We start from the raw sequence: 24,860 nt of genomic DNA on the forward strand, positions 1-24,860 counted from the left end.
AGGCGGGCGGCCGGACCTCCGGCCGTCCGCACCCCTCCATGCCCAGCGCCTTCGACGCCAGCAATCCGCCCTTTGACCGGCTCACGCAGGAAGAGATCGGCGATCTCCGCGCCGCGCTCGACATCGCCTATCTCCGACCGGGCGAGGCGGTGCTGATCCCCGGCCAGAAGGCCGAGCATCTCCACGTCATCATCAAGGGCTCGATCGAGGTCCGCGAAGGCGGCACGCTCAACGCCCTGCTCGGCCCGAAGGACGCCTTCGACAGCCGCGCCCTGGTGCATGGCGCCGCCGGCGAGGACTTCATCGCCGCCGAGGAGACGCTCTGCTACCTCATCCCGCGCACGGTGGTGCTCGGGCTGATCGGCCGCAATGCCGGCTTCGCCGCCTTCTTCTATTCCGAGGTCTCCGCCAAGCTCGACGCCTTCGCCCGCGCCCACCGGCAGGAGGGGATGGAGAGCGTGCTGCGCGCCCGCGTCCGCGAGGCCAGCCGCGGCCCGGCCGTCGTGATCCCCGGCGAGGCGACGCTGGCCGAGGCGGCGGCCAGCATGCAGGACGCCAATATCAACGCGGTCTATGTGCGGGAGGCCGACCGCATCGGCGTCGTCACCGGCATGAACCTGGCCAAGGCGGTGCTGCTGCAGCGCCTGCCGCTCGACACGCCGGTCCGCCGGGTCTGCCATTTCGACATCATCGCGGTGGACGCCGAGGACTTCATCTTCGAGGCGCTGCTGTTGATGACCCGGCACGACAAGCGCCGCGTCGCGGTGCGCACGGCGGGCGAGTTCACCGGCTTCCTCGAGGACATCCACATCCTCGGCCTGGTCGCCGGCAATTCGCAGCTCATCCCCGGTCGGATCGACCGCGCCCGCAGCGTCGCCGACCTCGCCGCCCCGGCGGAGGACATCCAGGGACAGGTCGAGCGGCTGCACCGCCAGGGCGTCAAGGTGGAGCAGATCGCCGAGATCACCTCCGACCTCAATCGCCGGCTTTTCGTCAAGCTGTTCGAGCTGATGGCGCCGCCCGCCATCCGCGCGCATGGCTGCCTGATGATCATGGGCTCCGAGGGCCGTGGCGAGCAGACCGTGCGTACCGACCAGGACAATGGGCTGCTGCTCGATGGCCCGGTGCCGGAGGCGGAGCTCGCCCGGTTCCGCGGCGATTTCTCCGACGCCCTGGCCAGCTTCGGCTTCCCGCCCTGCCCGGGCAACGTCATGGTCCGCAATCCGCTCTGGTCGCAGCCGCTGGAGGGGTTGGTGCGCCAGCTCCGGCTCTGGATCATGGACCGCACGCCGGAGGCGGCGCTGAATCTGGCGATCTTCTTCGACGCGATCGCGGTGACCGGTCGCACCGCCCTGCTGGCTGAGGCCAAGCAGGCGCTGGCCGAACTGATGCGCGGCGAACGCGCGCTGATCGCCCGCTTCGCCAGCCTCGTCGAGAGCTTCGAGACCCCGGCGCTGGGCGTGCTGACGACCCTGATGGAGAAGGTCGGCGTTGGCTCGGACGCCATCGACATCAAGAAGGCCGGCATCTTCCCGATCGTCCACGGCATGCGCGCCATGGCGATGGACCGCGGCATCATGGTCACCTCGACCGCGGGACGGGTCGAGGCGCTGGTCGAGGCCGGTGCCTTCAGCCGCGGCTTAGGCCAGGAACTGCTCTCGGCGCTGCGAGTCTTCATGGAATACCGGCTGCGGGCGCAGCTGGAGGCGGTGCGCCGCGGCAGCCTGGAGCACGAGGCGCTGGTGCAGCCGGCCACCCTGTCGGCCGCCGACCGCGACATCCTGCGCGACGCGCTGCGCATCGTCCGGCAGTTCCGCGAGATGCTGCGCACCCGCTACAACCTGGCCGCCTTCGGATGAGCCGCGGCGCGCTGTGGCGGCTGTTCTACAAGGCGTCGCTCGGCGACCATGCCTACAAATTCCTGTTCGAGCCGGGGCCGGACGACGAGGTGGTGGCGCTGGATTGCGAGACCACCGGCCTCGATCCGCGGCATGACGACATCGTCGCCGTCGCCGCGGTCCGCATCCGCGGCAACCGCATCCTGACCAGCGAGCGCTTCGAGGCCTTCGTCCGGCCGGAGGACGCCCAGGCCGGCGCGGAGTCGATCAAGGTGCACCGCATCCGCCAGCGCGACGTGGCGGGTGCTCAGCCGATGCGCCGGCTGCTGCCCGAATTGCTGCACTTCATCGGTGGCCGTCCCCTGGTCGGCTACTACATCGATTTTGACGTCCGCATGCTGGACAAGTATTCGATGGACCTGATCGAGGTGAAGCTGCCCAACCCGCAGATCGAGGTCAGTGCATTGTACTACGAGCGCAAGTACGGCAATGCGCCGCCCGGCACGGTCTTCGACCTGCGCTTCGACAATATCCTGAAGGACCTGGGCATCCCACCGCTGGCGGCGCATGACGCGCTGAACGACGCGGTGATGGCGGGGATGGCCTACCTGGCGCTGCGCGACATGAAGGCGCGCGGGGTGAGGATTCGCCGCGAGCGCATGGGGCAGGGGCCGCCGCCGCCGACCGGCGGGTAGCGCGGCCGGACATGAAAAAAGGCGCCGGGGTTGCCCCCCGGCGCCTTCCTTGTCGCGTCGGCCCTTACAGGCTGGCGCTGGCCGGCCGCTCGTGCGGCTTTTCCGCCGTGTCGGCCGCGTAGATGTCCACGTCCTTGGTCTCCGGCACGAAGAAGATGCCGATCACCACGGTCGCCAGCGCAATGACGATCGGGTACCAGAGCCCGAAATAGACGTCGCCGGTCTGCGCGATCATGGCGAAGGACGTCGCCGGCAGCAAGCCACCGAACCAGCCGTTGCCGATATGGTAGGGCAGCGACATCGAGGTGTAGCGGATCCGCGTCGGGAACAGCTCCACCAGCGCCGCGGCGATCGGGCCGTAGACCATGGTCACGTAGATCACCAGGATCGTCAGGATCCCCACCAGCACCGCCGGCTGCTCGCGGAAGATGTCGAAGGGGCTCGACATCTTGACAACGGTCGGGTTCGACGCCGCCGGGTAGCCGGCCGCGGTCAGCGCCCTCCCAAGTTCGGCGGCGAAGGTCGGGGTGTTCGCCGGGATGAGCTGGCCGCCCTGGATGCGTACCGCCGCCACCGCGCCGGGCACGTTCTCGACCGAGTAGTTCACCGAGGCGCGGGCCAGAGCAGCCTTTGCCAGGTCGCAGGGCTCGGTGAATTTCGCGGTGCCGGTCGGGTTGAACTGGAAGGAGCAGGTCGACTGGTCGGTGACCACCTGGACCGAGATCTCGCTATGCGCCTTGGCCAGGGCCGGGTTGGCCTCGAGGCTCATCAGCTTGAACAGCGGGAAGTAGGTCAGTGCCGCCAGCAGGCAGCCGCCGAGGATGATCGGCTTGCGGCCGATCTTGTCGGACAGCCAGCCGAACAGCACGAAGCCGCCCGAGCCCAGCAGCAGCGACCAGGCGATCAGCATGTTGGTGGTGAAGGGATCGACCTTCAGCACCTGGCCCATGAAGAACAGCGCGTAGAATTGGCCGGTGTACCAGACCACCGCCTGGCCCATGACCAGGCCGAGCAGGGCGAAGAGGGCGATCTTGGCGTTCTTCCACTGGCCGAAGGCCTCGGAGATCGGCGCCTTGGAATGCGTGCCTTCCGCCTTCATCTTTTTGAAGGCCGGGCTTTCTTCCATCTGCAGGCGGATCCAGACCGAGATGCCGAGCAGCGCGATCGACAGCAGGAAGGGCACCCGCCAGCCCCAGGCCTTGAAGGCATCCGGGCCCACCGCGAGCTGGGTGAACAGGATGACGAGCAGCGACAGGAACAGGCCCGCCGTCGCGGTGATCTGGATGAACGAGGTATAGAAGCCGCGCCGGCCATGCGGCGCGTGCTCCGCCACATAGGTCGCGGCACCGCCGTACTCGCCGCCGAGCGCCAGGCCCTGCAGCAGCCGCAGGATGATCAGGATGATCGGCGCCATGATGCCGATGGTGTCAGACGTCGGCAGGATGCCCACCACGAAGGTGCTGCCGCCCATGATCAGGATGGTGATGAGGAAGGTGTACTTGCGCCCGACCAGGTCACCCAGCCGGCCGAAGACCAGGGCGCCGAAGGGACGGACGAGGAAGCCCGCCGCGAAGGCCAGCAGCGCGAAGACGTTGCGGGTGCTTTCCGGAAACTGACTGAAGAAGTTGGCGCCGATGACGGCTGCCAGCGACCCGTAGAGATAGAAGTCGTACCACTCGAATACCGTGCCGAGCGAGGAGGCCAGGATGACTTTCCTCTCCTCGCGGCTCATCGGCCGGACTTCCGCGTCGGATTTTATGATTGCCGCTTGGCTGGCCATTCCTCGCCCCTGTCAACAAGCTTACGCGAAACGCTTTCCTCGGAGACCTTCGCGTGCGCCGAACCCCGGGTTCGCCGCAATTTGGGAAGGTCGGCCCAAGGCAAGTCGTCGCGATTGAGCGTCAATCAGAACGCAGGTGCACCGTCAATGCGGTTTCCGCACGCAGTACGGAAATTACGATGCGCGCGGGTGCAATGAGAGGCGTCCAGCCTCCAGCTACTCGAACCGGGCGCTGACCCGGCCGAGGCGACCAAACGAGGCATGCAGGTCAAGGCCGGCCTCGGGTTCCAGCGACCCGCCCAACGGCACCACCAGGAAGGCGCCGCGCGGCAGCCCGCCCGCCCGCCGCGCGGCCAGCGCCGCTGCCATCATGGCTTCCTCGAGGTCCACCTCCTCGCCGCGGCGCCAGGTGCCGGTCGGGGCGAGGGAGATGCGCAGCCGCATCGGCAGCATCCGCTTGGCCTTGCCGCAGACGATGAAGCCGAGGCCGGCGAGGTCCGCGGCCGCCAGCGCCCCGGTCGTCGGCGGTTCCGGCAGGCGCCAGCTGACCACGTCGATTGCCGGATGCAGGGTGGCGAAATTCGGTATTTCATCGCCCCGCCGTGCGAGGTCTTCGGCCAGTTCGCCGACCACGGCGGCGCTCACTCGCGGATAGCGCAGCAATGCCATCGACACGGTGCTGCCATCCTTCAGCACCCGGCCTTCCAGGACCGGCCCGGGGACCGGCCGGCCATTGGTCGGGCTGGCGAGACGCAGACCGCGAGGCGGGAGGTCCAGCATGTCGAGGACGCGGGCGGCGATGCGCTGCCCGTCCAGCATGCTGCGGGGTGTCGCGAAGGCGGGGAACGGCACGGCCGAGCCTCCCGTCTGCACCGCGTCCGCCAGCCATTTCGCTGCGCTGTCGCGCAGGGCTGCTTCCATCGGTCATCCTTTCCCAGCGGCGGCGCCCGCGGCAGCGACTCCGCGCCCGGCCCCGGGACAACACAAATCTGCGTTCAGTGAGGAGCATGCACGAAACCGATTCTATGGCAGCATCCTGCGCCGAATCGGCAAACAAATCACTACGGTTTCATCGGCCTTGTGCCGGGATCATGGTCGATTTCCGTAGTGAGGCCGCCGCGCCACGGCGGAGCCGCGACTATTTGGTCACGAACGCCTTTTCAACGACATATGTCCCAGGCGTGCTGTTCGAGCCCTCGACGAAGCCACGCGCCTCAAGCAATGCCTTGACGTCGGCGTTCATGGCTTCCGAGCCGCAGAGCATCACGCGGTCGTACTCCGGCGACAGCGCCGGCAGTCCGAGATCGGTGCAAACCTTGCCGCTTTCCAGCAGTGTGGTGACCCGCCCCTGCGTCGGGAAGGGCTCCCGCGTCACGGTCGGATAGTACAGCAGCTTGCCCCGCACCATCTCGCCAAGGAATTCATGCGCCGGCAGTTCAGTGCCGATGTAGTCGTGGTAAGCGAGTTCCTTCACCTCGCGCACTCCATGCATGAGCACGGCATGCTCGAAGCGATCATAGACATCCGGTTCGCGGATCAACGACATGAAGGGGGCCATGCCAGTCCCAGTGGACACCATCCACAGGGTGCGGCCGGGCAACAGGTTGTCGACCAGCAACGTGCCGGTCGGCTTCTTGCCGATCAGCACCGTGTCGCCGACCTGGATGTGCTGCAGCCGCGAGGTCAGCGGGCCGTTCTGCACCTTGATCGAGAGGAATTCGAGTTCCTCGTCCCAGGGAGGGCTGACCATGGAATAGGCCCGGACCAGCGGCTTGCCCTCGACCATCAGGCCGATCATGGCGAACTGCCCAGCGACGAAGCGCAGCGCCGGATCACGGGTGCAGCGGAAGGAAAACTGCTTGTCGGTCCAGTGATGGACCCAGGTCACCCGCTCCCCGAAGAAGGCGGGGGGAATGATGGGTTTCGCGGCGGCGAGCGGAAGGGCGTCCATGACATCGCTAGATGCGGAACTGTGCGCCGCAGCGCAACAGGAGATGGCGCAATCCAGCCTTGCATCGCCGTAAGTCGACCTTCAGCCAGGCCATATTTTTCCCGTGCGTGGCGCTGAGATGGCGTGTAGATTACATGCGATCAATTTTTCAGGGAGGCGACGATGCCTGTCATGGAACTCACCGAAGTCGTGGCCTGGGCGCTGGTGATCGGCGGTGCCGCTTTCGCCGCGGTCGAGCGGCTCGGTGTCCCCACCGCGGCCATAACCGCCACCCTCGCCGCGTTGGCCACCAAGACCGTCCTGCTGGGCTGAACCGGCGGCGCCCTGCCGCGCCGTCGTGACGAACGGCCCTCCCGCACCGGCGGCCGGTTGTGCGATGCGGTGAAGTTGCGACATCCTGTCATTACCAGACGGGATGGAGTGTGATGGCGGAAGCTTCGGGCGGTGGTGGCCTGGTCGACACGGTTGGGGCCTTCGTGCCGGGGCCGCGGGTGGAACGGCGTGGTGCCGTTGCGGGCCCGCTCACCGGCCTCTCCTTCGCGGTGAAGGACCTCTACGACGTCGCCGGCACGCCGACGACCTATGGCAATCCGGACTGGGCCCGCACCCACCCGGTGGCCGCCGCCACCGCGCCGGCGGTGCAGGCGCTGTTGCAGGCCGGTGCCTTTCTGCGGGGCAAGACCAAGACGGTCGAACTCGCCTATGGCCTGACCGGGGAGAATGTCTGGCACGGCACGCCGGTCAACCCGGCGGTGCCGGACCGTTTCCCGGGGGGATCCTCCTGCGGTTCGGCCGCCGCGGTCTCGGCCAGGCTGGTCGATTTCGCCATGGGGTCCGACACCGGGGGGTCGGTCCGCATCCCCGCCAGCTATTGCGGCGTCTTCGGCGTCCGCCCCAGCTGGGGCTCGGTCAGCCTGGCCGGCGCCTGCGGCCTCGGTCCCAGCTTCGATACCGCCGGCTGGTTCGCCGCCCGGGCCGGCGTCTTGGCGCAGGTCGGCGAGGTTTTGCTGCCGGAGGACAATCCGCCCGGTGCCGTGCTGGGCCCGCTGCTGAAGGTCGAGGCCGCCTGGATCAATGCGCTGCCCTCCACCGTGCTGGCGCTGGCTGGCCCGCTCCAGGTGCTGGAGGGGCTGCTGGGCCGTGCGCTTGGCGTCGACCTCGCGCCGGAGGGGTTGGGACTGCTCTACGAAAGCTTCCGCTGCGCCCAGGCGGAGGAGGCCTGGGCGACGCTGGGCAGCTGGGTCAGCGCCACCGCGCCGAGCTTCGGCCCCGGGGTGAGGGAGCGATTCGACGCCGCCCGCACCATGTCAGCGGAACAGGCCGCCGCCGGCCGGGCCTTCCGCCGCGTTTTCCAGGCGCGCATGAAGGCGCTCCTGGCAGGCGGCGCGGTGCTGGTCTACCCGACCAGCCCAGCGCCCGCGCCGAAGCTGACCTCGAGCCAGGCGGACCAGAATGCGGTGCGGGAACTGACCATGGGCGTCACTGCGATCTCGGGTCTGGCCGGGCTGTGCGAGGTTTCCATTCCGGCAGGCCGCGACGGCGGTGCGCCGGTTGGGCTTTCGCTGGTTGCCGCACCGGGCCGCGACCGCGCCTTGCTGGCGCTGGCCGTCCGCCTGGCCGAGACGCTCGGACTGCCATGTTGATGCCGGCCTGACCCGGCTTGTCCGGGGCTGGGCCCGCCGCTACAGCACCGAAGGGCCGGGCCAGGACAAGACGAGGGCGTTTGAATGCAGATCCGCGACGCCGTGGAGGCCGACCTGCCGGCCATCACCGCTATCTATGCGCATCATGTGCTGCACGGCACCGGCACCTTCGAGGAGGTGCCGCCGACCGAGGCCGAGATGGCGGCGCGTTTCGCCGAGGCGCAGGCGCGCGGCTGGGCGTGGCTGGTGGCGGAAGGCGAGGGGCTGCCGGGCGAGGCACCGGGGCTGATCGGCTATGCCTATATCGCCCAATTCCGCAACCGCTCGGCCTACCGCTTCGCCGCCGAGAACAGCGTCTATGTCAGGAACGACGTGCGCGGCATGGGGGTCGGCAAGGCCCTCGTCGCGCGGCTGGTCGAGCGGGCCGAGGCGGCCGGCTTCCGGCAGATGTTCGCGGTGATCGGCGACAGCGACAATGTCGGCTCGATCGGCCTGCATCTGTCGCTGGGCTTCCAGCGGGCCGGAGTGCTGAAGGCGGCCGGGGTGAAGTTCGGCCGCTGGCTGGACGTGGTGTTCATGCAGCGCAGCATCGGCGCCGGCGACCGCGACGTGCCGAACTGATGCGGCCAGGCTGATCTAGACGGTCAGCAGCCGGCGCACCGCCTCGTCGTCCAGTTCGCCGACCGGGCCGCCCAGCGCCACCTCGCCGCGCACCATGACGGCGATGCGGTCGGCCAGCTCGCGGGCGAATTCGTAGTACTGCTCGACCAGCACCACGGCGAAATTCTTCTCCCGCGCCAGCAGGCGGATGACCCGTGCGATGTCCTTGATGACGCTTGGCTGGATGCCCTCGGTCGGTTCGTCGAGGATCAGCAGCCGCGGCCGCGCGGTCAGCGCACGGGCGATGGCCAACTGCTGCTGCTGCCCGCCGGAGAGGTCGCCGCCACGCCGCTTGAGGAACTGCTTGAGGATGGGGAAGAGCGCATAGATCTCCTCCTCCGGCACCGAGGCGCCGCGCGGCGCCGCGGCAAGTGCGGTCTCCATGTTCTCCCGGACCGTGAGGAAGGGAAAGATCTCGCGGCCCTGCGGTACGTAGCCGATGCCGGCACGGGCCCGGTCGGCCGGCGCCATGCCGGCGATGTTCTTGCCTTCCCACATGATCCGGCCTGCCTGGACGCGTTCCAGGCCGACGATCGACCGCATCAGGCTGGACTTGCCGACGCCGTTGCGGCCGAGCACGCAGGTGATCTTGCCGGGATCGGCTTCCAGCGAGACGCCGCGCAGGCAGCGCGAGGCGCCGTAGGAAAGGTCAATGGCCTCGACACGCAGCATGGCAGATCCTTGTGTGAAGCGGGCCGATTCAGACCTCCGCGCCCCTTGGGCGCTCCGGTCATCGGACTGCTAGCGTCCCAGGTAGACTTCGATCACCCGTGGGTCGTTCTGCACATGGTCGATGCTGCCCTCGGACAGCATCGAGCCCTCGCACAGCACGGTCACCTTGCTGCCCAGCGCGCGGACGAATTCCAGGTCGTGCTCCACCACCACCACGCTGCGGGCCCCGGCGATGCGGACCAGCAAGGCGGCGGTATGCTCGGTCTCCTGGTCGGTCATGCCGGCCACGGGCTCGTCCACCAGCAGCAATTCGGGATCCTGCATCAGCAGCATGCCGATCTCCAGCCATTGCCGCTGGCCATGGCTCAGCACGCCGGCGCGGTCCTGCGCCCGGGCGGTCAGCCCGACCTCCTCCATCGTCGCCTCGATCTTCCGCCGTGCCGCACCCGACAGCACCCAGCGCAGGCAGGCGAAGGGGCCACGCGGCGCCTTCAGGGCGAGCTCCAGGTTCTCGAACACCGTCAGCGCGTCGAACATCGTCGGCTTCTGGAATTTCCGGCCGATGCCGAGATTGGCGATGGTCGCCTCGTCCAGCTTGGTCAGGTCATGCTGGTGGAAGCGGACCACCCCCTCGTTCGGCCTTGTTTTGCCGGTGATGACGTCCATCATCGTCGTCTTGCCGGCGCCGTTCGGGCCGATGATGGCGCGCAGCTCGCCCGGCTCGACGAAGAGCGAGAGGTTGTTCAGTGCCTTGAAGCCGTCGAAGGTGACCGAGACACCGTCGAGGTAGAGGACGGGGTTGCCGCTGCCACCGCTCATGACTTCGCCTTCGAGAGGAGGCCGATCAGGCCGCGCGGCAGGAACAGCGTGACGGCGACGAAAAGTCCGCCGAGCGCGAAGAGCCAGAGGTCGGGTGCCACGGTGGTCAGCCAGGTCTTCAGAGCATTGACCGAGAAGGCGCCGAGCACCGCGCCCACCAGCGTGCCGCGGCCGCCGACCGCGACCCAGATGACGGCCTCGATCGAGTTGCCCGGGCTGAACTCCCCGGGGTTGATGATGCCGACCTGCGGCACGTAGAGCGCCCCGGCGAGACCTGCGAGGATCGCCGAGAGCACGAAGACGAAGAGCTTGTGCTGGGTCACGTCGTAGCCGAGGAAGCGCACCCGGCTTTCCGCGTCGCGGATCGCCACCAGCACGCGGCCGAGCTTGGACTGGGTGATGCGGGTGCAGAGGAAGAAGGCGGCCACCAGCAGCGCCAGCGAGGCATAGAACAGCATGGCCCGGGCGTTCGCCGTGTTCAGCGGCATGCCCAGCAGCTCCTTGAAGTCGGTGAAGCCGTTGTTGCCGCCAAAGCCCATGTCGTTGCGGAAGAAGGCCAGCATCAGCGCGTAGGTCATCGCCTGGGTGATGATCGAGAGATAGACGCCGGTGATGCGGCTGCGGAAGGCCAGGTACCCCACCACCAGCGCCAGCAGCCCCGGCACCGCCATGGCCATGAACAGCGCATAGGGGAAGAGGTCGAAGCCCAGCCAGTACCAGGGCAGCTCCTTGTAGCCGAGGAAGACCATGAAATCCGGCAGGGTCGGATGGCCGTAGGAGCCGCGCGTGCCGATCAGCCGCATCAGGTGCATGCCGATGGCATAGCCGCCGAGCGTGAAGAAGGCGCCGTGGCCGAGCGACAGGATGCCGGCATAGCCCCAGGCCAGGTCGATCGCCAAGGCCAGGATGGCATAGGTGATCCACTTGCCGGTGATGCTGATGATGAAATCGGACACATGCAGCGCGCTGTCGACCGGCAGCCGGTTCAGCGCCGGCAACGCCGCCAGCAGCAGCACCGCGCCGAGCAGCACCAGCCGCAGGGTCATCCGCCCGGCGCCGCCGGGCGCCGGGGAGGCGAGAGTGGCGCTCACGATTCGGCGGCCCTTCCCTTCAGCGCGAACAGCCCCTTGGGCCGGCGCTGGATGAACAGCATGATGGCGACGAGGACGAAGACCTTGGCCAGCACGGCGCCCGCCCAGGGCTCCAGCATCTTGTTGACCACGCCGAGGGTCAGCGCGCCGACCAGCGTGCCGGCCAGCGAACCGACGCCGCCGAAGACCACCACCATGAAGCTGTCGATGATGTAGCCGGTCCCGAGATTGGGCGAGACGTTGTCGATCTGGCTGAGCGCGACGCCGGCGAGGCCCGCCAGACCGGACCCGAAGGCGAAGGTCATGGCATCCACCCGCCCGGTGCGGATGCCCATGGTGGCGGCGATGCGGCGGTTCTGCACCACCGCCCGCATCTCGAGCCCGAAGCGGGTCAGGCGGATGGCGGCGAAGACCATCGCCAGCACCGCCAGGCCGAAGAAGATGATCCACAGCCGGTTCTGCGTGACCGCCACGCCGCCCGGCAGGGTCAGCGTGCCCTGCATCCAGGACGGCGAGATGACTTCCCGGTTCTGCGCCCCGAAGGCGATGCGGACCGCTTGCTGCAGGATCATGCCGACGCCGAAGGTCATCAGCAGCGTCTCCAGCGGCCGGCCGTAGAGATGCCGGATCAGCCCGCGTTCCAGCAGCGCGCCGGCGGCGGCGGTGACCAGGAAGGCGGCCGGCACCGCCAGCGGCAGCGCCCAGGGCGCCAGCCATGGCGTCCCGCGGCAGAGCTCCTGCACCACGAAGGTGGCATAGGCGCCCAGCATGACGAACTCGCCATGCGCCATGTTGATCACGCCCATGACGCCGAAGGTCACGGCAAGGCCGAGGGCGGCCAGCAGCAGCACCGACCCCAGCGAGAGGCCCTGGAACAGCGTCTCCGCCATCCGGCGGATTTGCAGCTGCTTGTCGATGGTGGCGATCGAGGCGTCGATGGCGGTGAGCAGCCCGGGATTGCCGGCGCGCGCCTCGATCAGCAGGGCGCGGGCCTCGACCGAGCCAGCGGCGCCGAGTCGCGCGATGGCGTCGCGCTTGGCGGATTCATCCGGGGCGACGAGCTGCGCCGCGGCGAGGGCGAGCTCCAGCTTGGCCCGCACTTCGGGGATCTGCTCCCGCGCGATGGCGGCCTGCAGCCGGGGCACGTCCTCGGCGCTGCGGCCGCGGAAGATGGCTTCGGCGGCGGCGCCGCGCTGCGCCGGGTCGGGCGAGACGAGCTGCAGCCGGCCGAGCGCGCCGCGCAGTGCCTGGCGGACGCGGTTGTTGAGCCGCACCGTCTCGGCGCCCACCGCATCGGCCGGCTGGCCGGTCGCGGTATCGAGGAAGCCGGCGCCTTCCGGCAGCAGCAGGCGGCCATCGGCCGTCTTCTGCAGCCTGCCCTCCTGGAGCGCCTGCAGCACTGGCAGGGCGCGCGGGTCGCCGAGCGCGCCGAGCCGGTCCACCGTGGCGGCGATGTCGCTGAACCCGCCGGCCAAGCCGGGAAGCACGGCGGTGAAGGCATCCTGGGCACGGGCCGGCAGGGCCAGCAGCAGCAGGAGGACAATGCGGAGGATGAAAACGGTCATGATGCCCTTCGCAGGATGGCGGCGCCGGGCGAGCCGGCGCCGCCCCCGAGGCGGATTACTTCTTCGCGCGGTTCGCGTTCTCGGGGATGAAGGGCGACCAGTTCTCGGCCTTCACGACGCCAGGGGTCTTCCACACCGTGTTGATCTGGCCGTCGGCCTGGATCTCGCCGATCAGGACCGGCTTCGACAGGTGGTGGTTCGGCAGCATCTCTTCCTCGAAGCCGCAGGGCGCCATGATCTTCTGCCCGATCAGCGCCGGCGTGACGGCGGCGACCGCGGTGGTCTTCGCCTTCTCGACCGCCTGCATCCACATCTTGAAGCCGGTGTAGGTGGCTTCCATCGGGTCGTTGGTGACGCGCTTCGGGTTCTTGATGTAGGCCTGCCACATCGCCTTGAACTCTTCGTTCGGCTTGCCCGGCGTGGACATGAAGTAGTTCCAGGCGGCCAGGTGGCCGACCAGCGGCTTGGTGTCGATCCCGGCCAGCTCCTCCTCGCCGACCGAGAAGGCGACGCAGGGAATATCCTCGGCCTTGATGCCCTGGTTGCCCAGCTCGCGGTAGAAGGGGACGTTCGCGTCGCCGTTGATGGTCGAGACGATCGCGGTCTTCTTGCCCTCGCTGGCGAAGCGCTTCACCCGGGCGACGATGCCCTGCCAGTCGCTGTGCCCGAACGGGGTGTATTCCTCCATGATGTCGGCATTGCCGATCCCCTTGGAGTTCAGGAAGCCGCGCAGGATGCGGTTGGTGGTGCGCGGGTAGACGTAGTCGGTGCCGAGCAGGACGATGCGCTTGGCCTCGCCGCCATCCTTCGACATCAGGTATTCGACCGCCGGGATCGCCTGCTGGTTCGGCGCGGCGCCGGTGTAGAAGATGTTCGGGCTCTCTTCCTCGCCTTCATACTGCACCGGGTAGAAGAGCAGGCCCTTGAGCTCCTCGAAGACCGGCAGCACCGACTTGCGGGAGACCGAGGTCCAGCAGCCGAAGGTCACGTCCACCTTGTGGACCTGCAGCAGCTCGCGCGCCTTCTCGGCGAACAGCGGCCAGTTGGAGGCGGGGTCGACGACGACGGCTTCCAGCTTGCGGCCGAGCAGGCCACCCTTGCTGTTGGCGTACTCGACCATCATCAACACGGTGTCGCGCAGCGCGGTCTCGCTGATCGCCATGGTGCCGGACAGCGAGTGGAGCACGCCGACCTTGATCGGCGCGCCCTGGCCGAAGGCCGGCTGGATCATCGGCGCGGCCAGGCCGGCGCCGAGGCCCGCCAGCGCGGCGCGGCGCGTGAAGCTTGGGGACGTGGTAGTCATTCGGCTGTCGTTCCTCATCAGGCCTTGGCCTGTCCGGCCTTGGCGGCACGCGCCTGACCACCCCCTGTGGGTGCGCGGGCGCCAGAGAGGGTTAGCGAGAGTCGTGCCATTCCCGTCGGCGCTTGCTCAAGAGACCGGGAACACGAAATGCTCAAAATGCAGGCAGAAAACCGATACGGGGCCGTGCCGCTGCAAGCGGGCGGGGCAGACATTGTTCGAACCCGGCCCCCCCCCACCGGCGTGCGGACCAAGTGCACGCTACCCCCGATCTGCTCAGCCCACGGCCAGGCGGATCGCCGCGCCGCGCGGCATGCCCGCCGCTTGCCGGGCGAAGGCTGCCCCCCTACCGTCGCGGTCCGTCAGCCGGGGAGTGAGAATGATGCCGCATGCCGGATACGGGAGACTGGGTGAACGCGTAACCGTGCCGCCGTCGGGCCCGATGGGACGCTGCGCATGACCCTGAAGGCCGCGATTATCCCTGTAACGACCTTCCAGCAAAACTGCTCGCTGTGGTGGGACGAAGCGACCGACGAGGGCGCGGTGGTCGATCCGGGCGGCGATGTCGACCGGATCCTGCAGGCGATCGACGAGCTCAAGGTCAAGGTCTCCAGCATCCTGTTGACCCATGGCCACCTGGACCACGCGGGTGGTGCCGCGGCGCTGCAGGAAGGGTTGCCCGACCGACCGCCGATCATCGGCCCCGACGCACGCGACCGCTTCCTGCTGGAAGGGATCGAGGCGCAGGGCGCGCAATACGGCTTCGCATCCCGCAATGTGACACCCGACCGCTGGCTGACCGAAGGCGAGACGGTCTCGATCGCCGGCGAGGAATTCGCCGTCCTGCACTGCCCCGGCCATACGCCGGGACACCTGGTCTTCGTCAGCGAGGTGCTGCGCATCGCCATCGTCGGCGACGTGCTGTTCCAGGGCTCGGTCGGCCGGACCGACTTCCCCTATGGCGATCCGGGGGCGCTGATCCGCTCCATCCACGACAAGCTGCTGCCGCTGGGCGACGACATCGCCTTCCTCTGCGGCCATGGCCCGGGCTCCAGCTTCGGCCAGGAGCGGCGCAGCAACCCCTTCCTCCGGGGCGGCTGACCCTTCGGCTCAGTAGGCCGCCGCCCAGCCGTCCCGTCGCGGATCGCTGCCGGCCATGCGCACGCCGTTGTCGAGCACGCGGATCGCCTCGACGCTGCAGGGACCTTCCAGCGGCGGCACGACCTTCACGAGATGGCCGAGCCCCCGCAGTCCAGTGGCGGCGCCGGCCAGGCCGGCTTCCAGGGTCAGCACCGCATCGCCGGCATGCGGGTAGTTGGCGGGCTGGCCCGGCTGGTTGCTGGTCCAGCGCGGCATCTCCAGCGCCTGCTGCGGGTCGAGCCCGAAGACCGCCATCGCCACCATGACCTGCAGGTTGACCTGCACCTGGTTATCCGCGCCCGGCGTGCCGAAGACGCCCCAGAGCCGGCCATCCTTGAACACCATCGGCGCGTTCATCGTGTGCCGCACCCGCATCCCCGGCCGCAGTCGGTTCGGGTGGCCGTCCTCCAGGTGCCAATAGGCCATGCGGTTGTTCAGCAGCACGCCGGTATCGCCCGCCGTCACGCCGCTGCCGAAGGCGGAATTGATCGACTGGATGGCCGAGACCGCATTGCCCGCCGCATCGACCACGCAGAAATAGGTGGTGTCGCTAGGTTTGTCCGGCCGCACCGGCAGGTCGGCCGCGCGATGCGGGTCGATCCGCGCCGCCTGTTTCGCCGCGTATTCCGCCGAGAGCAGGCGGGCAAGCGGGATATCGAGCCCGCGTGGATCGGCTCCCCAGCGCTCGCGGTCGAGGAAGGCACGCTTCTTCGCTTCCACCATCACGTGGATCAGTGCCGCGCTGTCCAGGTCATGCGCCGCCAAATCGAAGCGGTCGAGGATCGCCAACATCTGCAGGAAGGTGAAGCCGGTCGAATTCGGCGGCGTCTGCCGCACCTCGAAGCCGCGGAAGGGGATGGCGATGGGGGCCTGGACCTCGGCGGTGCAGGCGGCGAGGTCGGCGGCGGAGACCATGCCGCCCGCCGCGGCGATGGCGGCGGCCAGGCGTGCGGCCAGCCGGCCGCGGTAGAAGCCTTCCGCCCCCTCCGTGGCGATCGTCTCCAGCGTCTCCGCCAGTTCCGGCTGCACCACCAGCGCGCCGGGCGCCGGGGCCGCGCCATCCGTCAGGAAGCGCGCCGCGCTGGGGGCGCTGGCCCGCAGCTTCGCCAGGCAGTCGCCGGCGAAATGCGCGTAGGCGTGAGTTGCCGCGAAGCCGTCGCGCGCCGCCTCGATCGCCGGCGCCACCAGCCGCGGCCAGGGCAGGGTGCCGTGCCGCGCATGCAGCAGCGCCAGCCCTGCCAGCAACCCGGGTGTCGAAGTGCTGCGCGGCCCGGCGACCGGGATGCCGTCCCGATAGGCTTCGGACGTCGCCGACTGCGGCGCGGCGCCGGTGGCGTTGACGCAGAAGCCTGCCCGCCCGGCGAGATGGATGTTGAAGAACCCGTCGCCGCCGAGCCCGGACATGGCCGGCTCCACCACGCCCAGCAGCAGCGACACGGCGATGGTGGCATCTACCGCCGTCCCGCCCGCCCGCAACACGTCGAGGCCGGCCTGCGTCGCCACGGGATGGTTGGTGGCGACCGCGCCGCGGCGTCCCATGATCAACGGCCGGTGGCTGCGCAGGGCCGGATGCATGGCGGGGCTCCCTCGATGAACGGCGGCATGCCAGCACGCCCGGCGCCGCGGCGAAAGCCCGCCGCCGCGGCTTGACGCGCCCGGCCCGGGATCGGATCGTCTTGCCGAACGCCGCGGCGCCGGAACGGCGACCGCGCAGGAGGAAACGATGCGGACAGGAAGCGGCCTCTCGGCCGGGACGCGCCCGGGGCGCCGGGCGCTGCTGGCGGCCAGCCTCGCCGCACCCTTAGCCGCGAGGGCGCAGGCGCCCTGGCCGGACAAGCCGGTCCGCCTGCTGATCGGCTATCCCGCGGGCGGCCCGACCGACTTCGCCGCCCGCCTGCTGCAGCCGCATCTCCAGGCGCTCTGGGGCCAGCCGCTGGTGATCGAGAACCGCCCCGGCGCGAGCGGCATCATCGCCTCGGAGGCCACGGTGCGCAGCCCGGCGGATGGCTATACCCTCCTCCTCGGCAACAGCCCGAACACCATCAACCCGGCAATCATGCCTCGCATGCCCTACGACCCGGCCGAGCTGGCGCCAGTGGTGCTGATCTATATCTCGCCCACCGTGCTGTTCGTCGGTGCCGATTCGCCCTGGCACAGCGTGGCGGATGTCGTGGCGGCGGCGAAGTCCAGGCCGGGGCTTGCCTATGCCGTTTCCGGCACCGGCTCGCCGGGCCAGTTCGCCGGCGAGTCCTTCGCCCGCGCCGCCGGCATCGAGCTGACCGCCATTGCCTATCGCGGCGCGCCACCGGCGCTGACCGACGTCGTCGGCGGCCGGGTGCCGCTGACCTTCAGCACCCTGGCCGGCGCTTTCCCTCTGCTGCGCGACGGCAAGCTGCGCGCCCTGGCGGTCGCCGGCGACAGCCGTGTGGCGGCGCTGCCGGACCTGCCGACGCTGAAAGAATTGGGTTTCGACATCCCCGATTGCGGCGTCTGGTACGGGCTGATGGCGCCGGCGGCGACGCCACGGACGGTGCAGGAGAAGATCGCCGGCGATGTCATCGGCCTGCTGCGCCAGCCGGAGATCCAAGCCCGCTTCGTCGAACAGGCGGCGATCCCGGTGGGCGAGGGACCGGCCGCCTTCACCGCCCGCTACAATGCCGAGATCCCGCGCTGGAGCGCCATCGCCCGCGCCGCCGGCATCAAGGCCGAATAGGGAGACGACCATGCGCATCCCCCGCCGTTCGCTGGCCGCGTTGCCGCTGTTGCCGGCGATGGCGCGCGCCCAGGCGCCCTGGCCGGACAAGCCGGTGCGGCTGGTCGTCGGCTATACCGCCGGCGGGCCGACCGATTTCGTCGCCCGGTTGTTCCAGGAACCCCTGCAGCAGGTATGGGGCCAGCCGCTGGTGATCGAGAATCGCCCTGGCGCCAGCGCGGTGCTGGGGACCGAGATCGTCGCCCGCAGCGCACCGGATGGCTATACCCTGCTGCTGGCGACCAGCGTGCAGGCCAGCAATCCGGCGATCTATGCCCGGCTGCCCTATGACAGCATCGCTGATTTCACCGCGATCGCGCTGCTCTACGGCTCTCCCACCGTGCTCTTCGTGCCGAAGGATTCGCCGCTGCGGACGGCACGGGACGTGGTGGCGCGGGCACGGAAGGACGGCACGCTGGCCTATGCGACTTCCGGCAACGGCTCCTCCGGGCACTTCGCCGGCGGCATGTTAGCGCGCAAGGCCGGCATCGACCTGACGCATATCGCCTATCGGGGCGCGGCGCCGGCGTTGCAGGACGTGGCCGGCGGGCGGGTGCCCATCACCTTCTCCACGCTGTCCGGGGCGCTGACCCTGGCGCGGGGCGGCGCCATCCGCGCCATCGCCATCTGTGCGCCGCAGCGGGTAGAGGTATTGCCGGATGTGCCGACCCTGGCCGAGAGCGACCTCGACATCCCCGATACCAGCCCCTGGTTCGGCCTGATCGGCCCGGCCGGCCTGCCGCCGGCGGTGGTGCAGCGGATCGCGGCCGATGCGCGCACGATCATTCGTCGCCCGGAGATCCGCCGGCGTATCCTCGACCAGGGCGGCGTGGTGCTGGACGAAGGGCCGGCGGAATTCGCCGCACGCATCAGGCGCGAGATGGAGGAGAGCATCGAGGTGGCCAAAGCCATCGGGATCCGCGCGGAATGAGCGCGACCCGGCGCGCGCTGCTCGCCCTGCCGGCGCTGCTGGCCGCGCGTCCGGCCTGGGCGGCCTGGCCGGAGCGGCCGGTGCGGCTCTTCGTCGGCTTCCCGCCGGGCGGGCCGACCGATTTCATCGCCCGCGCCGTGGCGCCCGGCCTGCAGGCGGCCTGGGGCCAGCCGGTGGTGATCGAGAACCGCGGCGGCGCCAATGCGACGATCGCCACAGAGGCCGTCGCGCGCTCGGCGCCCGATGGCTACACGCTGCTGTTGGCGGCGAACAACCACGTCATGAACCCGCCGCTCTATGCCAAGCTGCCCTACGACCCGATCGGCGACTTCGCGCCGGTGCATTCGATCGCCGCATCGCCGAACGTGCTGTGGTGCGGCACGCAGCAGCCTTTCCGCAGCGTTGCGGACCTAGTCGCGGCGGCGAAGGCGCAGCCGGGTGCCGTCAGCTTCGCCACCACCGGCATCGGCGGCAACGGCCATTATGGCGGGGAAATGCTGCAGCGGGCGCTCGGTATCCAGCTTACGCACGTGCCCTACAAGGGCACCGCGCCCGCCATGCAGGATGTCGTGGCGGGGCTGGTGCCGGTGACGGTCGGCACGCTGGTCGGCACCATCGGCGGCTTCCGCAACGGGCAGATCCGGCCGCTGGCGGTGCTCTCGCCGCAGCGGGCGCCGGAACTGCCGGAGGTGCCGACGCTGGCCGAGCTCGGCCATCCGCTGGTCGATACCGGCGTCTGGTACGGGCTGCTGGCGCCGGCCGGCACGCCGACGCCGCTGGTCCGCCGCATGGCCGAGGACATGGCGGCGCTGCTGAAGACGCGCGAGGTGCAGGACCGCCTGGCCAGCCAGGCCTCCGTCGTGCTGGCGCTCGGGCCGGAAGAATTCGCCCGCCGCATCCGGGCCGACCTCGGCGCCTGGGCGACGGTCGCCCGCGAAGCGGACATGAAAGCTGAATAGGGAACGTCACCGATGCGCATGCAGGCCGCGATCATGTTCGAGCAGGGGAAGCCGCGCCCCTATGCCACCTCCAATGCCCTGGTCATCGAGGACGTGGAACTGGAAGGCCCCGGCCCGGGCGAGGTGCTGATCGAGGTCGCCGCCGCCGGCCTCTGCCATTCCGACCTGTCGGCCATCGAGGGCATAAGGCCGCGGCCGCTGCCGGTGGTCATCGGCCATGAGGGCGCCGGGATCGTCCGCGAATGCGGCGAGGGCGTCACCGACCTGAAGCCGGGCGACCATGTGGTCACGGTCTTCGTCGCCTCCTGCGGCGTCTGCCGCAACTGCGTGCGCGGCCGGTCGAACATCTGCAACGCCGGCAATGCGGCCCGCGCCGCGGGTACGTTGCTCTCGGGCGCCAAGCGCATCAAGCGGCTGAACGGGGAGGCGATCAACCACGGCAGCGGGCTGTCGCTGTTTGCCCAATATGCCGTGGTCGGGCGGCGCTCGGCGGTGAAGATCGATCCGTCCGTGCCGCTGGAGGATGCGGCGATCTTCGGCTGCGCGGTGATGACCGGCGCCGGCGCGGTACTCAATACGGCGAAGATGCAGGCGGGCGACACCATCGCCGTTGTCGGCCTCGGCGGCGTCGGGATGAATGCGCTGTTCGCCGCCGTGGCGGGCGGGGCGGAGCGGATCATCGCCATCGACACCAGCGCCGAGAAGCTGGGCCTGGCGCGGCAATGGGGGGCGACTGACACCTTCCTGGCGACGGATGCGGATTGCGTCGAACAGGTGAAGGCGGCGACCGATGGCGGCGTCGACACGGTGATCGAGACGGCGGGGAATATCCGTGCGATGGAACTGGCCTATGCCATCACCGCGCGCGGCGGCAGCGTGGTCAGCGCCGGGCTACCGGCGCAAGGGGCGAACTTCTCCTACATGCATTCGGGGCTGGTCTCGGACGAGAAGAGCATCCTCGGCAGTTACATGGGGTCCTGCATCGCCGAGCGGGACATCCCCCGTTTCCTCGGCCTCTACAAGCGCGGCAAGCTGCCGGTGGGGTCGCTGAAAAGCGGCTTCCTGCCGCTGTCCGAGATCAATGCCGGCTTCGACCGGCTGTCGGACGGCAGCGTGCTGCGGCAGGTGTTGCGGCCGAACATGTAGGCAGCCGGCGCGACTCCCCCCGATCGTGATGTAGGGGGATGGCGCAGCCAGCCGGCCCGAACGATTACCCCGGCAGGACCTGCTGCGAGGGGGAGGTTGCGATGCTGGCGATGCGGCTGCACCGTCCGGGCCGGCTGGTGGCCGAGGCGGTGCCGGATCCGGTGCCCGGACCGGGCCAACTGCTACTGAAGGTCGCGGCCTGCGCGGTCTGCCGGACCGACCTGCATGTGGTGGATGGCGAGTTGGCGGCGCCGAAGCCCTGCGTGATCCCGGGGCATGAGGTTGTCGGGCGCGTGGTGACGACGGGGCCAGGCGTCGAGCGATTCGCCGCTGGCGACCGGGTCGGCGTGCCCTGGCTCGGCCAAGCTTGCGGCACCTGCCGGTTCTGCCGCTCGGGGCGGGAGAATCTGTGCGGGCAAGCGTGCTTCACCGGCTACCAGATCGATGGCGGCTATGCGGAGTACATGGTGGCGGATGCGCGGTTCTGTCTCGCCATTCCGGAATCCTATGGCGATGCCGCGGCGGCGCCGCTGCTCTGCGCCGGTCTGATCGGGCATCGGGCCTTGCGCATGGCGGGTGATCCGCGGCGGCTGGGCCTGTATGGTTTCGGGGCGGCGGCGCATATCGTGGCACAGGTGGCGCGGCACGAGGGGCGGCAGGTCTATGCCTTCACCCGCAGCGGCGACTGGGCGGCGCAGGATTTCTCGCGCGGGCTTGGTGCGGTGTGGGCCGGCGGATCCGAGGAGGCGCCGCCCGAGCCGCTCGATGCCGCGATCATCTTCGCGCCGGTCGGGGCTCTCGTGCCCGCCGCGCTGCGGGCGGTGGACCGCGGCGGCGTGGTGGTCTGCGCCGGCATCCATATGAGCGACATCCCGAGCTTCCCGTATTCCATCTTGTGGGAGGAGCGGAGCGTGCGGTCGGTGGCGAACCTGACCCGCGCCGACGGAGAGGCCTTCATGGCCCTTGCGCCCCAGGTGCCCGTACGTACCGAAGTCGAAACCCTGCCGCTATCCTCGGCCGTTCTGGCGCTCGACCGCCTGCGCGCCGGCGAGGTGACAGGCGCCCTGGTCTTGGCGCCTTGACCGAGAAGAATCGGAGGCGTGGCGGGAATACCTCCCCCCACGCCGTTTTTGTTCACACTACACGGATGTTGCTGAACTGCCAGGGATCGCCCTCGTCCAGCGCCTCGGGGAACAACGCCGCGCGGTCCTGCAGCGGCGTCCAGTCGGAATAGACGCCGACGACATCGCCCAGATAGGGCGCGCAGATCTCCAGGATCCGGGCGTGGTCGATCTCGTCCGACTCGACCAGCCCCTCGCGCGGATTCTCCATCGCCCAGACCACGCCGGCCAGCACCGCCGCCGTCACCTGCAGCGAGGTGGCGTTGTTGTGCGGCGCCACGCGCCGCGCCTGCTCGATCGTCAGGCGGGAGCCGTACCAGTAGGCCCCCCTGGCATGGCCCATCAGCAGCACGCCGAGCTCGTCCATGCCACGGATGATCTCGTCAGTCATGAGCCGCTTCTCCGGCTGCAACTGCCAGTTCTTGCCGGCGAATTCATGCACCGACAGCACCGCATCGTCGCAGGGGTGGTAGGCGTAATGCGCGGTCGGCCGGTAGACGGCATTCCCCGCCGCGTCGCGCACCGTGTAGTAGTCGGCGATCGAGATGCTCTCGTTGTGGGTGATCAGGAACCCGTGGAACGGGCCCTCCAGCGGCGTCCAGGTGCGCACGCGGGTGCTCGCACCCGGCCGCAGCAAATAGATCGCCGCATCGCAGCCGGTTTCATGCCGGCAGCCGTCGGCCGGCAGCGCTTTCTCATGCGTGCCCCAGCCCAGTTCGGCCGGCTGGCAGCCTTCGCCGACGAAGCCATCGACCGACCAGGTATTGACGAACTCGCCCGGCTTCTTCGGCCGATCGGCCACCTGGGTATCGCGTTCGGCAATATGGATCACCTTCACGCCCAGGCCCTGCGCGATCTTCGCCCAGGCCGCACGGTCGGAAGCGGGCGGTGGGTTCGCCACCGGCGCGCCGGTGTCGCGGGCGATGTCCAGCATCGCCTGCTTGACGAAATGGCTGACCAGTCCGGGATTGGCACCATGCGCGGTGACCGCGGTCGGGCCGCCGCGCGACGCCTCGCGCAGCGCCAGCGCGCTCTCGCGCATCGCGTAGTTCGACCGCTCGGAGGGGCTCAGCGAGGGGTCGGTATAGCCGCCCAGCCAGGGCTCGACGACGGTGTCGAGGTAGAGCACGTCGAGCTCCTGGCACAGCCGCATCAGCGCGACGGAAGAAACGTCGACCGACAGGTTCAACAGGAAGTCACCCTTCGCCAGCAGCGGCGTCAGCAGGTCGCGGTAGTTCTCCCGCGTTGCTGCCTCGACCACGAAACGGATGCCGTATTCGGCCGCGACCTCCTGGCCCCGCTGCTCGGCGGTGACGATCGTGATGCGGTCCTTCGGCAGGTCGATATGCCGCAGGATGAGGGGCAGCAGGCCCTGGCCGATGCTGCCGAAGCCGAGCATCACCAAGCGGCCGGGGAAGGAAGCGTGGATCACGGTAAGGATACTCCTGGGCACGCGGTCGGGCGGGCCCGACGGCATAGGCCGGCAAGCCCGCCCCTGTAAAAAGGCAATCCGATGTCAGGCCGCGAGAGCAGCTTCGTCACCCAGCATCGGGTGGTCGCGGACCTCGACCAGGCGGGCCCGGTCGAAGCCGTTGAAGGCGGTGCGCAGGCAGGCACCATAGGCGCCGAGCTGGCCGATCTCAATCCAGTCGCCCTCCCGCACATCCTCGGGCAGCCAGAAGGGGCCGGCCATGCGGTCGGCGCTGTCGCAGGTCGGGCCATACAGCGCGAAGCCCTGCAGCGTGTCGGCGGCCACGCCGTCCGGCCGGATCAGCCGGCAGGGGAAGACGAAACCCGGCGCGCCGGCATCCGACAGCGCGCCATAAACGCCGTCATTCACGTACAGGTCGCCGCCGCGGCGCTGCTGCACCTGCACCACCACGCTGCCGCCGCCCGCCACCAGCGCCCGGCCCGGCTCGGCCCAAAGCACGGCGCCCGGCAGGTCCAGCGTCTCGAAGGCCGCCTCGATCTCGGCGAAGAAAGCGCCGAGCGGCGGCGGGGTCACGTCCGGATAGGCGACGGGAAAGCCGCCGCCGACATCGACCACCTCGACCGGCACGCCGGCGGCGCGGATCACCTGACCGGCGAGCTCCATCGCACGGCGCCAAGCCAGCGGCTCCAGGCACTGCGAGCCGACATGGAAGTGCAGGCCGAGCCGCGCCGCATGCGGCCGGGCGGCGCGCAGCAGCGCCACGGCCTCCGCCGCCTCGGCGCCGAATTTGCCGGACAGGTCATGACGGGCAACGCCCTTCGGCAGCGCCAGCCGCACGAACAGCCCGAGGCCCTGCGCCGCGTCGCCGCCGGTCTCGGCCAGGATCTTTGCCAGTTCCTCCGCCGTGTCGAGGACGAAATCCTGCACGCCGTGGCGCGTCCAGGCCTCGCGGATCGCGCCGCGGGCCTTCACCGGATGCATGAAGTGGATGCCGGCCTCCGGGAACATGGTGCGGACCAGCGCCACCTCGGCGGCCGAGGCGCAATCGAAATGGCGCACCCCGCCATCCCAGACCGCGCGCAGCACGGCGGGTTCCGGGTTGCACTTCACGGCATACAGAGTCTTGCCCGGGAAGCCCTGCACGAAGCAGGCGGCGGCCGCGGCTATGGCGGCCGGGCGCAGGCAGTGCATCGGCTCCTCCGGCCGGGCGACGGCGACCAGGGCGTCGACGCTGGGCAGGGCAGTGCCGGCGTCGAGGTCGCGGCGCAGCGGGGCGACGGCGGCACGGGCGCGAATCAGGTCCATCGGGCGGGTCCTCACGGCATCACGCCACGCGCGGCGGCGCAGCGGATCGGCAAAGGGGAA

Annotated in this window: 22 protein-coding genes; 11 read left to right on the top strand and 11 right to left on the bottom strand. The window is 69.6% G+C overall.

The window, feature by feature from the left end; genetic code table 11:
• Positions 1–38: 38 nt before the first annotated feature.
• Both ACFQS7_RS06940 and ACFQS7_RS06945 read left to right on the top strand, forming a co-directional pair.
• On the top strand, positions 39–1,859 hold the full coding sequence (locus ACFQS7_RS06940) for a DUF294 nucleotidyltransferase-like domain-containing protein (protein WP_380066312.1): 1,821 nt from the start codon (positions 39–41) through the stop codon (positions 1,857–1,859).
• On the top strand, positions 1,856–2,533 hold the full coding sequence (locus tag ACFQS7_RS06945; RefSeq protein WP_380066313.1) for a 3'-5' exonuclease: 678 nt from the start codon (positions 1,856–1,858) through the stop codon (positions 2,531–2,533). The genes ACFQS7_RS06940 and ACFQS7_RS06945 overlap by 4 nt, the downstream gene beginning before the upstream one ends.
• 64 nt (positions 2,534–2,597) lie before the next feature.
• Here ACFQS7_RS06945 and ACFQS7_RS06950 read toward each other — a convergent pair whose 3' ends face one another.
• From ACFQS7_RS06950 to ACFQS7_RS06960, 3 genes are all read right to left on the bottom strand, one after another.
• Positions 2,598–4,265 carry an MFS transporter gene (locus ACFQS7_RS06950; protein WP_380066314.1) on the bottom strand — a complete coding sequence of 556 codons (1,668 nt, stop codon included), beginning with the start codon at positions 4,263–4,265 and terminating at the stop codon, positions 2,598–2,600.
• A 264-nt stretch (positions 4,266–4,529) separates the two neighbouring features.
• Complete coding sequence (locus ACFQS7_RS06955; protein ID WP_380066315.1) at positions 4,530–5,234, bottom strand: hypothetical protein; 705 nt, start codon at positions 5,232–5,234, stop codon at positions 4,530–4,532.
• 217 nt (positions 5,235–5,451) lie between these two features.
• A complete protein-coding gene (locus ACFQS7_RS06960) occupies positions 5,452–6,264 on the bottom strand; it encodes a ferredoxin--NADP reductase (protein WP_380066316.1) in 813 nt (270 codons plus the stop codon).
• A gap of 171 nt (positions 6,265–6,435) precedes the next feature.
• On the opposite strand from ACFQS7_RS06960, the gene ACFQS7_RS06965 reads away from it, so the two are divergent.
• From ACFQS7_RS06965 to ACFQS7_RS06975, 3 genes are all read left to right on the top strand, one after another.
• Entirely contained in the window at positions 6,436–6,576 is a 141-nt protein-coding gene (locus ACFQS7_RS06965) for a hypothetical protein (protein ID WP_380066317.1), read from the top strand.
• Positions 6,577–6,689: 113 nt separating this feature from the next.
• Positions 6,690–7,907: an amidase gene (locus tag ACFQS7_RS06970; RefSeq protein ID WP_380066318.1), complete on the top strand. Its 1,218-nt coding sequence runs from the start codon at positions 6,690–6,692 to the stop codon at positions 7,905–7,907.
• Positions 7,908–7,991: 84 nt separating this feature from the next.
• Positions 7,992–8,528, top strand: a complete 537-nt coding sequence (locus tag ACFQS7_RS06975; RefSeq protein ID WP_380066319.1) for a GNAT family N-acetyltransferase — start codon at positions 7,992–7,994, stop codon at positions 8,526–8,528.
• A 15-nt stretch (positions 8,529–8,543) separates the two neighbouring features.
• Here ACFQS7_RS06975 and urtE read toward each other — a convergent pair whose 3' ends face one another.
• The 5 genes from urtE to urtA all read right to left on the bottom strand — a co-directional run bounded on the left by urtE (position 8,544) and on the right by urtA (position 14,017).
• Positions 8,544–9,239 carry an urea ABC transporter ATP-binding subunit UrtE gene (urtE, locus tag ACFQS7_RS06980; RefSeq protein ID WP_380066320.1) on the bottom strand — a complete coding sequence of 232 codons (696 nt, stop codon included), beginning with the start codon at positions 9,237–9,239 and terminating at the stop codon, positions 8,544–8,546.
• A gap of 69 nt (positions 9,240–9,308) precedes the next feature.
• Positions 9,309–10,058 carry an urea ABC transporter ATP-binding protein UrtD gene (gene urtD, locus ACFQS7_RS06985; protein ID WP_380066321.1) on the bottom strand — a complete coding sequence of 250 codons (750 nt, stop codon included), beginning with the start codon at positions 10,056–10,058 and terminating at the stop codon, positions 9,309–9,311.
• A complete protein-coding gene (gene urtC / locus ACFQS7_RS06990) occupies positions 10,055–11,104 on the bottom strand; it encodes an urea ABC transporter permease subunit UrtC (protein ID WP_380067222.1) in 1,050 nt (349 codons plus the stop codon). The genes urtD and urtC overlap by 4 nt, the downstream gene beginning before the upstream one ends.
• Positions 11,105–11,145: 41 nt before the next feature.
• Positions 11,146–12,714, bottom strand: coding sequence for an urea ABC transporter permease subunit UrtB (gene urtB, locus ACFQS7_RS06995; protein WP_380066322.1), 1,569 nt, complete (start codon positions 12,712–12,714; stop codon positions 11,146–11,148).
• 55 nt (positions 12,715–12,769) lie between these two features.
• Positions 12,770–14,017 (bottom strand): urea ABC transporter substrate-binding protein, encoded by a 1,248-nt coding sequence (gene urtA / locus ACFQS7_RS07000; RefSeq protein WP_380066323.1) that lies wholly within the window; start codon positions 14,015–14,017, stop codon positions 12,770–12,772.
• A gap of 453 nt (positions 14,018–14,470) precedes the next feature.
• Here urtA and ACFQS7_RS07005 point away from each other — a divergent pair, with 453 nt between their 5' ends.
• Positions 14,471–15,115, top strand: a complete 645-nt coding sequence (locus ACFQS7_RS07005; RefSeq protein ID WP_380066324.1) for an MBL fold metallo-hydrolase — start codon at positions 14,471–14,473, stop codon at positions 15,113–15,115.
• 9 nt (positions 15,116–15,124) lie between these two features.
• Here ACFQS7_RS07005 and ggt read toward each other — a convergent pair whose 3' ends face one another.
• Complete coding sequence (gene ggt, locus ACFQS7_RS07010) at positions 15,125–16,729, bottom strand: gamma-glutamyltransferase (protein WP_380066325.1); 1,605 nt, start codon at positions 16,727–16,729, stop codon at positions 15,125–15,127.
• Positions 16,730–16,877: 148 nt separating this feature from the next.
• Here ggt and ACFQS7_RS07015 point away from each other — a divergent pair, with 148 nt between their 5' ends.
• The 5 genes from ACFQS7_RS07015 to ACFQS7_RS07035 all read left to right on the top strand — a co-directional run bounded on the left by ACFQS7_RS07015 (position 16,878) and on the right by ACFQS7_RS07035 (position 22,024).
• Entirely contained in the window at positions 16,878–17,867 is a 990-nt protein-coding gene (locus ACFQS7_RS07015) for a Bug family tripartite tricarboxylate transporter substrate binding protein (RefSeq protein WP_380066326.1), read from the top strand.
• Positions 17,868–17,877: 10 nt separating this feature from the next.
• On the top strand, positions 17,878–18,837 hold the full coding sequence (locus tag ACFQS7_RS07020; protein WP_380066327.1) for a Bug family tripartite tricarboxylate transporter substrate binding protein: 960 nt from the start codon (positions 17,878–17,880) through the stop codon (positions 18,835–18,837).
• Positions 18,834–19,796 carry a Bug family tripartite tricarboxylate transporter substrate binding protein gene (locus ACFQS7_RS07025; RefSeq protein WP_380066328.1) on the top strand — a complete coding sequence of 321 codons (963 nt, stop codon included), beginning with the start codon at positions 18,834–18,836 and terminating at the stop codon, positions 19,794–19,796. The genes ACFQS7_RS07020 and ACFQS7_RS07025 overlap by 4 nt, the downstream gene beginning before the upstream one ends.
• A gap of 12 nt (positions 19,797–19,808) precedes the next feature.
• Positions 19,809–20,942: a zinc-dependent alcohol dehydrogenase family protein gene (locus ACFQS7_RS07030; protein WP_380066329.1), complete on the top strand. Its 1,134-nt coding sequence runs from the start codon at positions 19,809–19,811 to the stop codon at positions 20,940–20,942.
• 101 nt (positions 20,943–21,043) lie between these two features.
• Positions 21,044–22,024, top strand: coding sequence for a zinc-dependent alcohol dehydrogenase family protein (locus ACFQS7_RS07035; protein WP_380067223.1), 981 nt, complete (start codon positions 21,044–21,046; stop codon positions 22,022–22,024).
• A gap of 52 nt (positions 22,025–22,076) precedes the next feature.
• On the opposite strand, the gene ACFQS7_RS07040 is transcribed toward ACFQS7_RS07035, so the two are convergent.
• Together ACFQS7_RS07040 and ACFQS7_RS07045 are read right to left on the bottom strand one after the other, a co-directional pair.
• Positions 22,077–23,462, bottom strand: coding sequence for a homospermidine synthase (locus ACFQS7_RS07040; RefSeq protein WP_380067224.1), 1,386 nt, complete (start codon positions 23,460–23,462; stop codon positions 22,077–22,079).
• 117 nt (positions 23,463–23,579) lie between these two features.
• Positions 23,580–24,800: a type III PLP-dependent enzyme gene (locus ACFQS7_RS07045; protein ID WP_380066330.1), complete on the bottom strand. Its 1,221-nt coding sequence runs from the start codon at positions 24,798–24,800 to the stop codon at positions 23,580–23,582.
• Between the last annotated feature and the right edge of the window lie 60 nt (positions 24,801–24,860).

The organism is Dankookia sp. GCM10030260, from assembly GCF_042666655.1.
Lineage (GTDB): Bacteria > Pseudomonadota > Alphaproteobacteria > Acetobacterales > Acetobacteraceae > Paracraurococcus.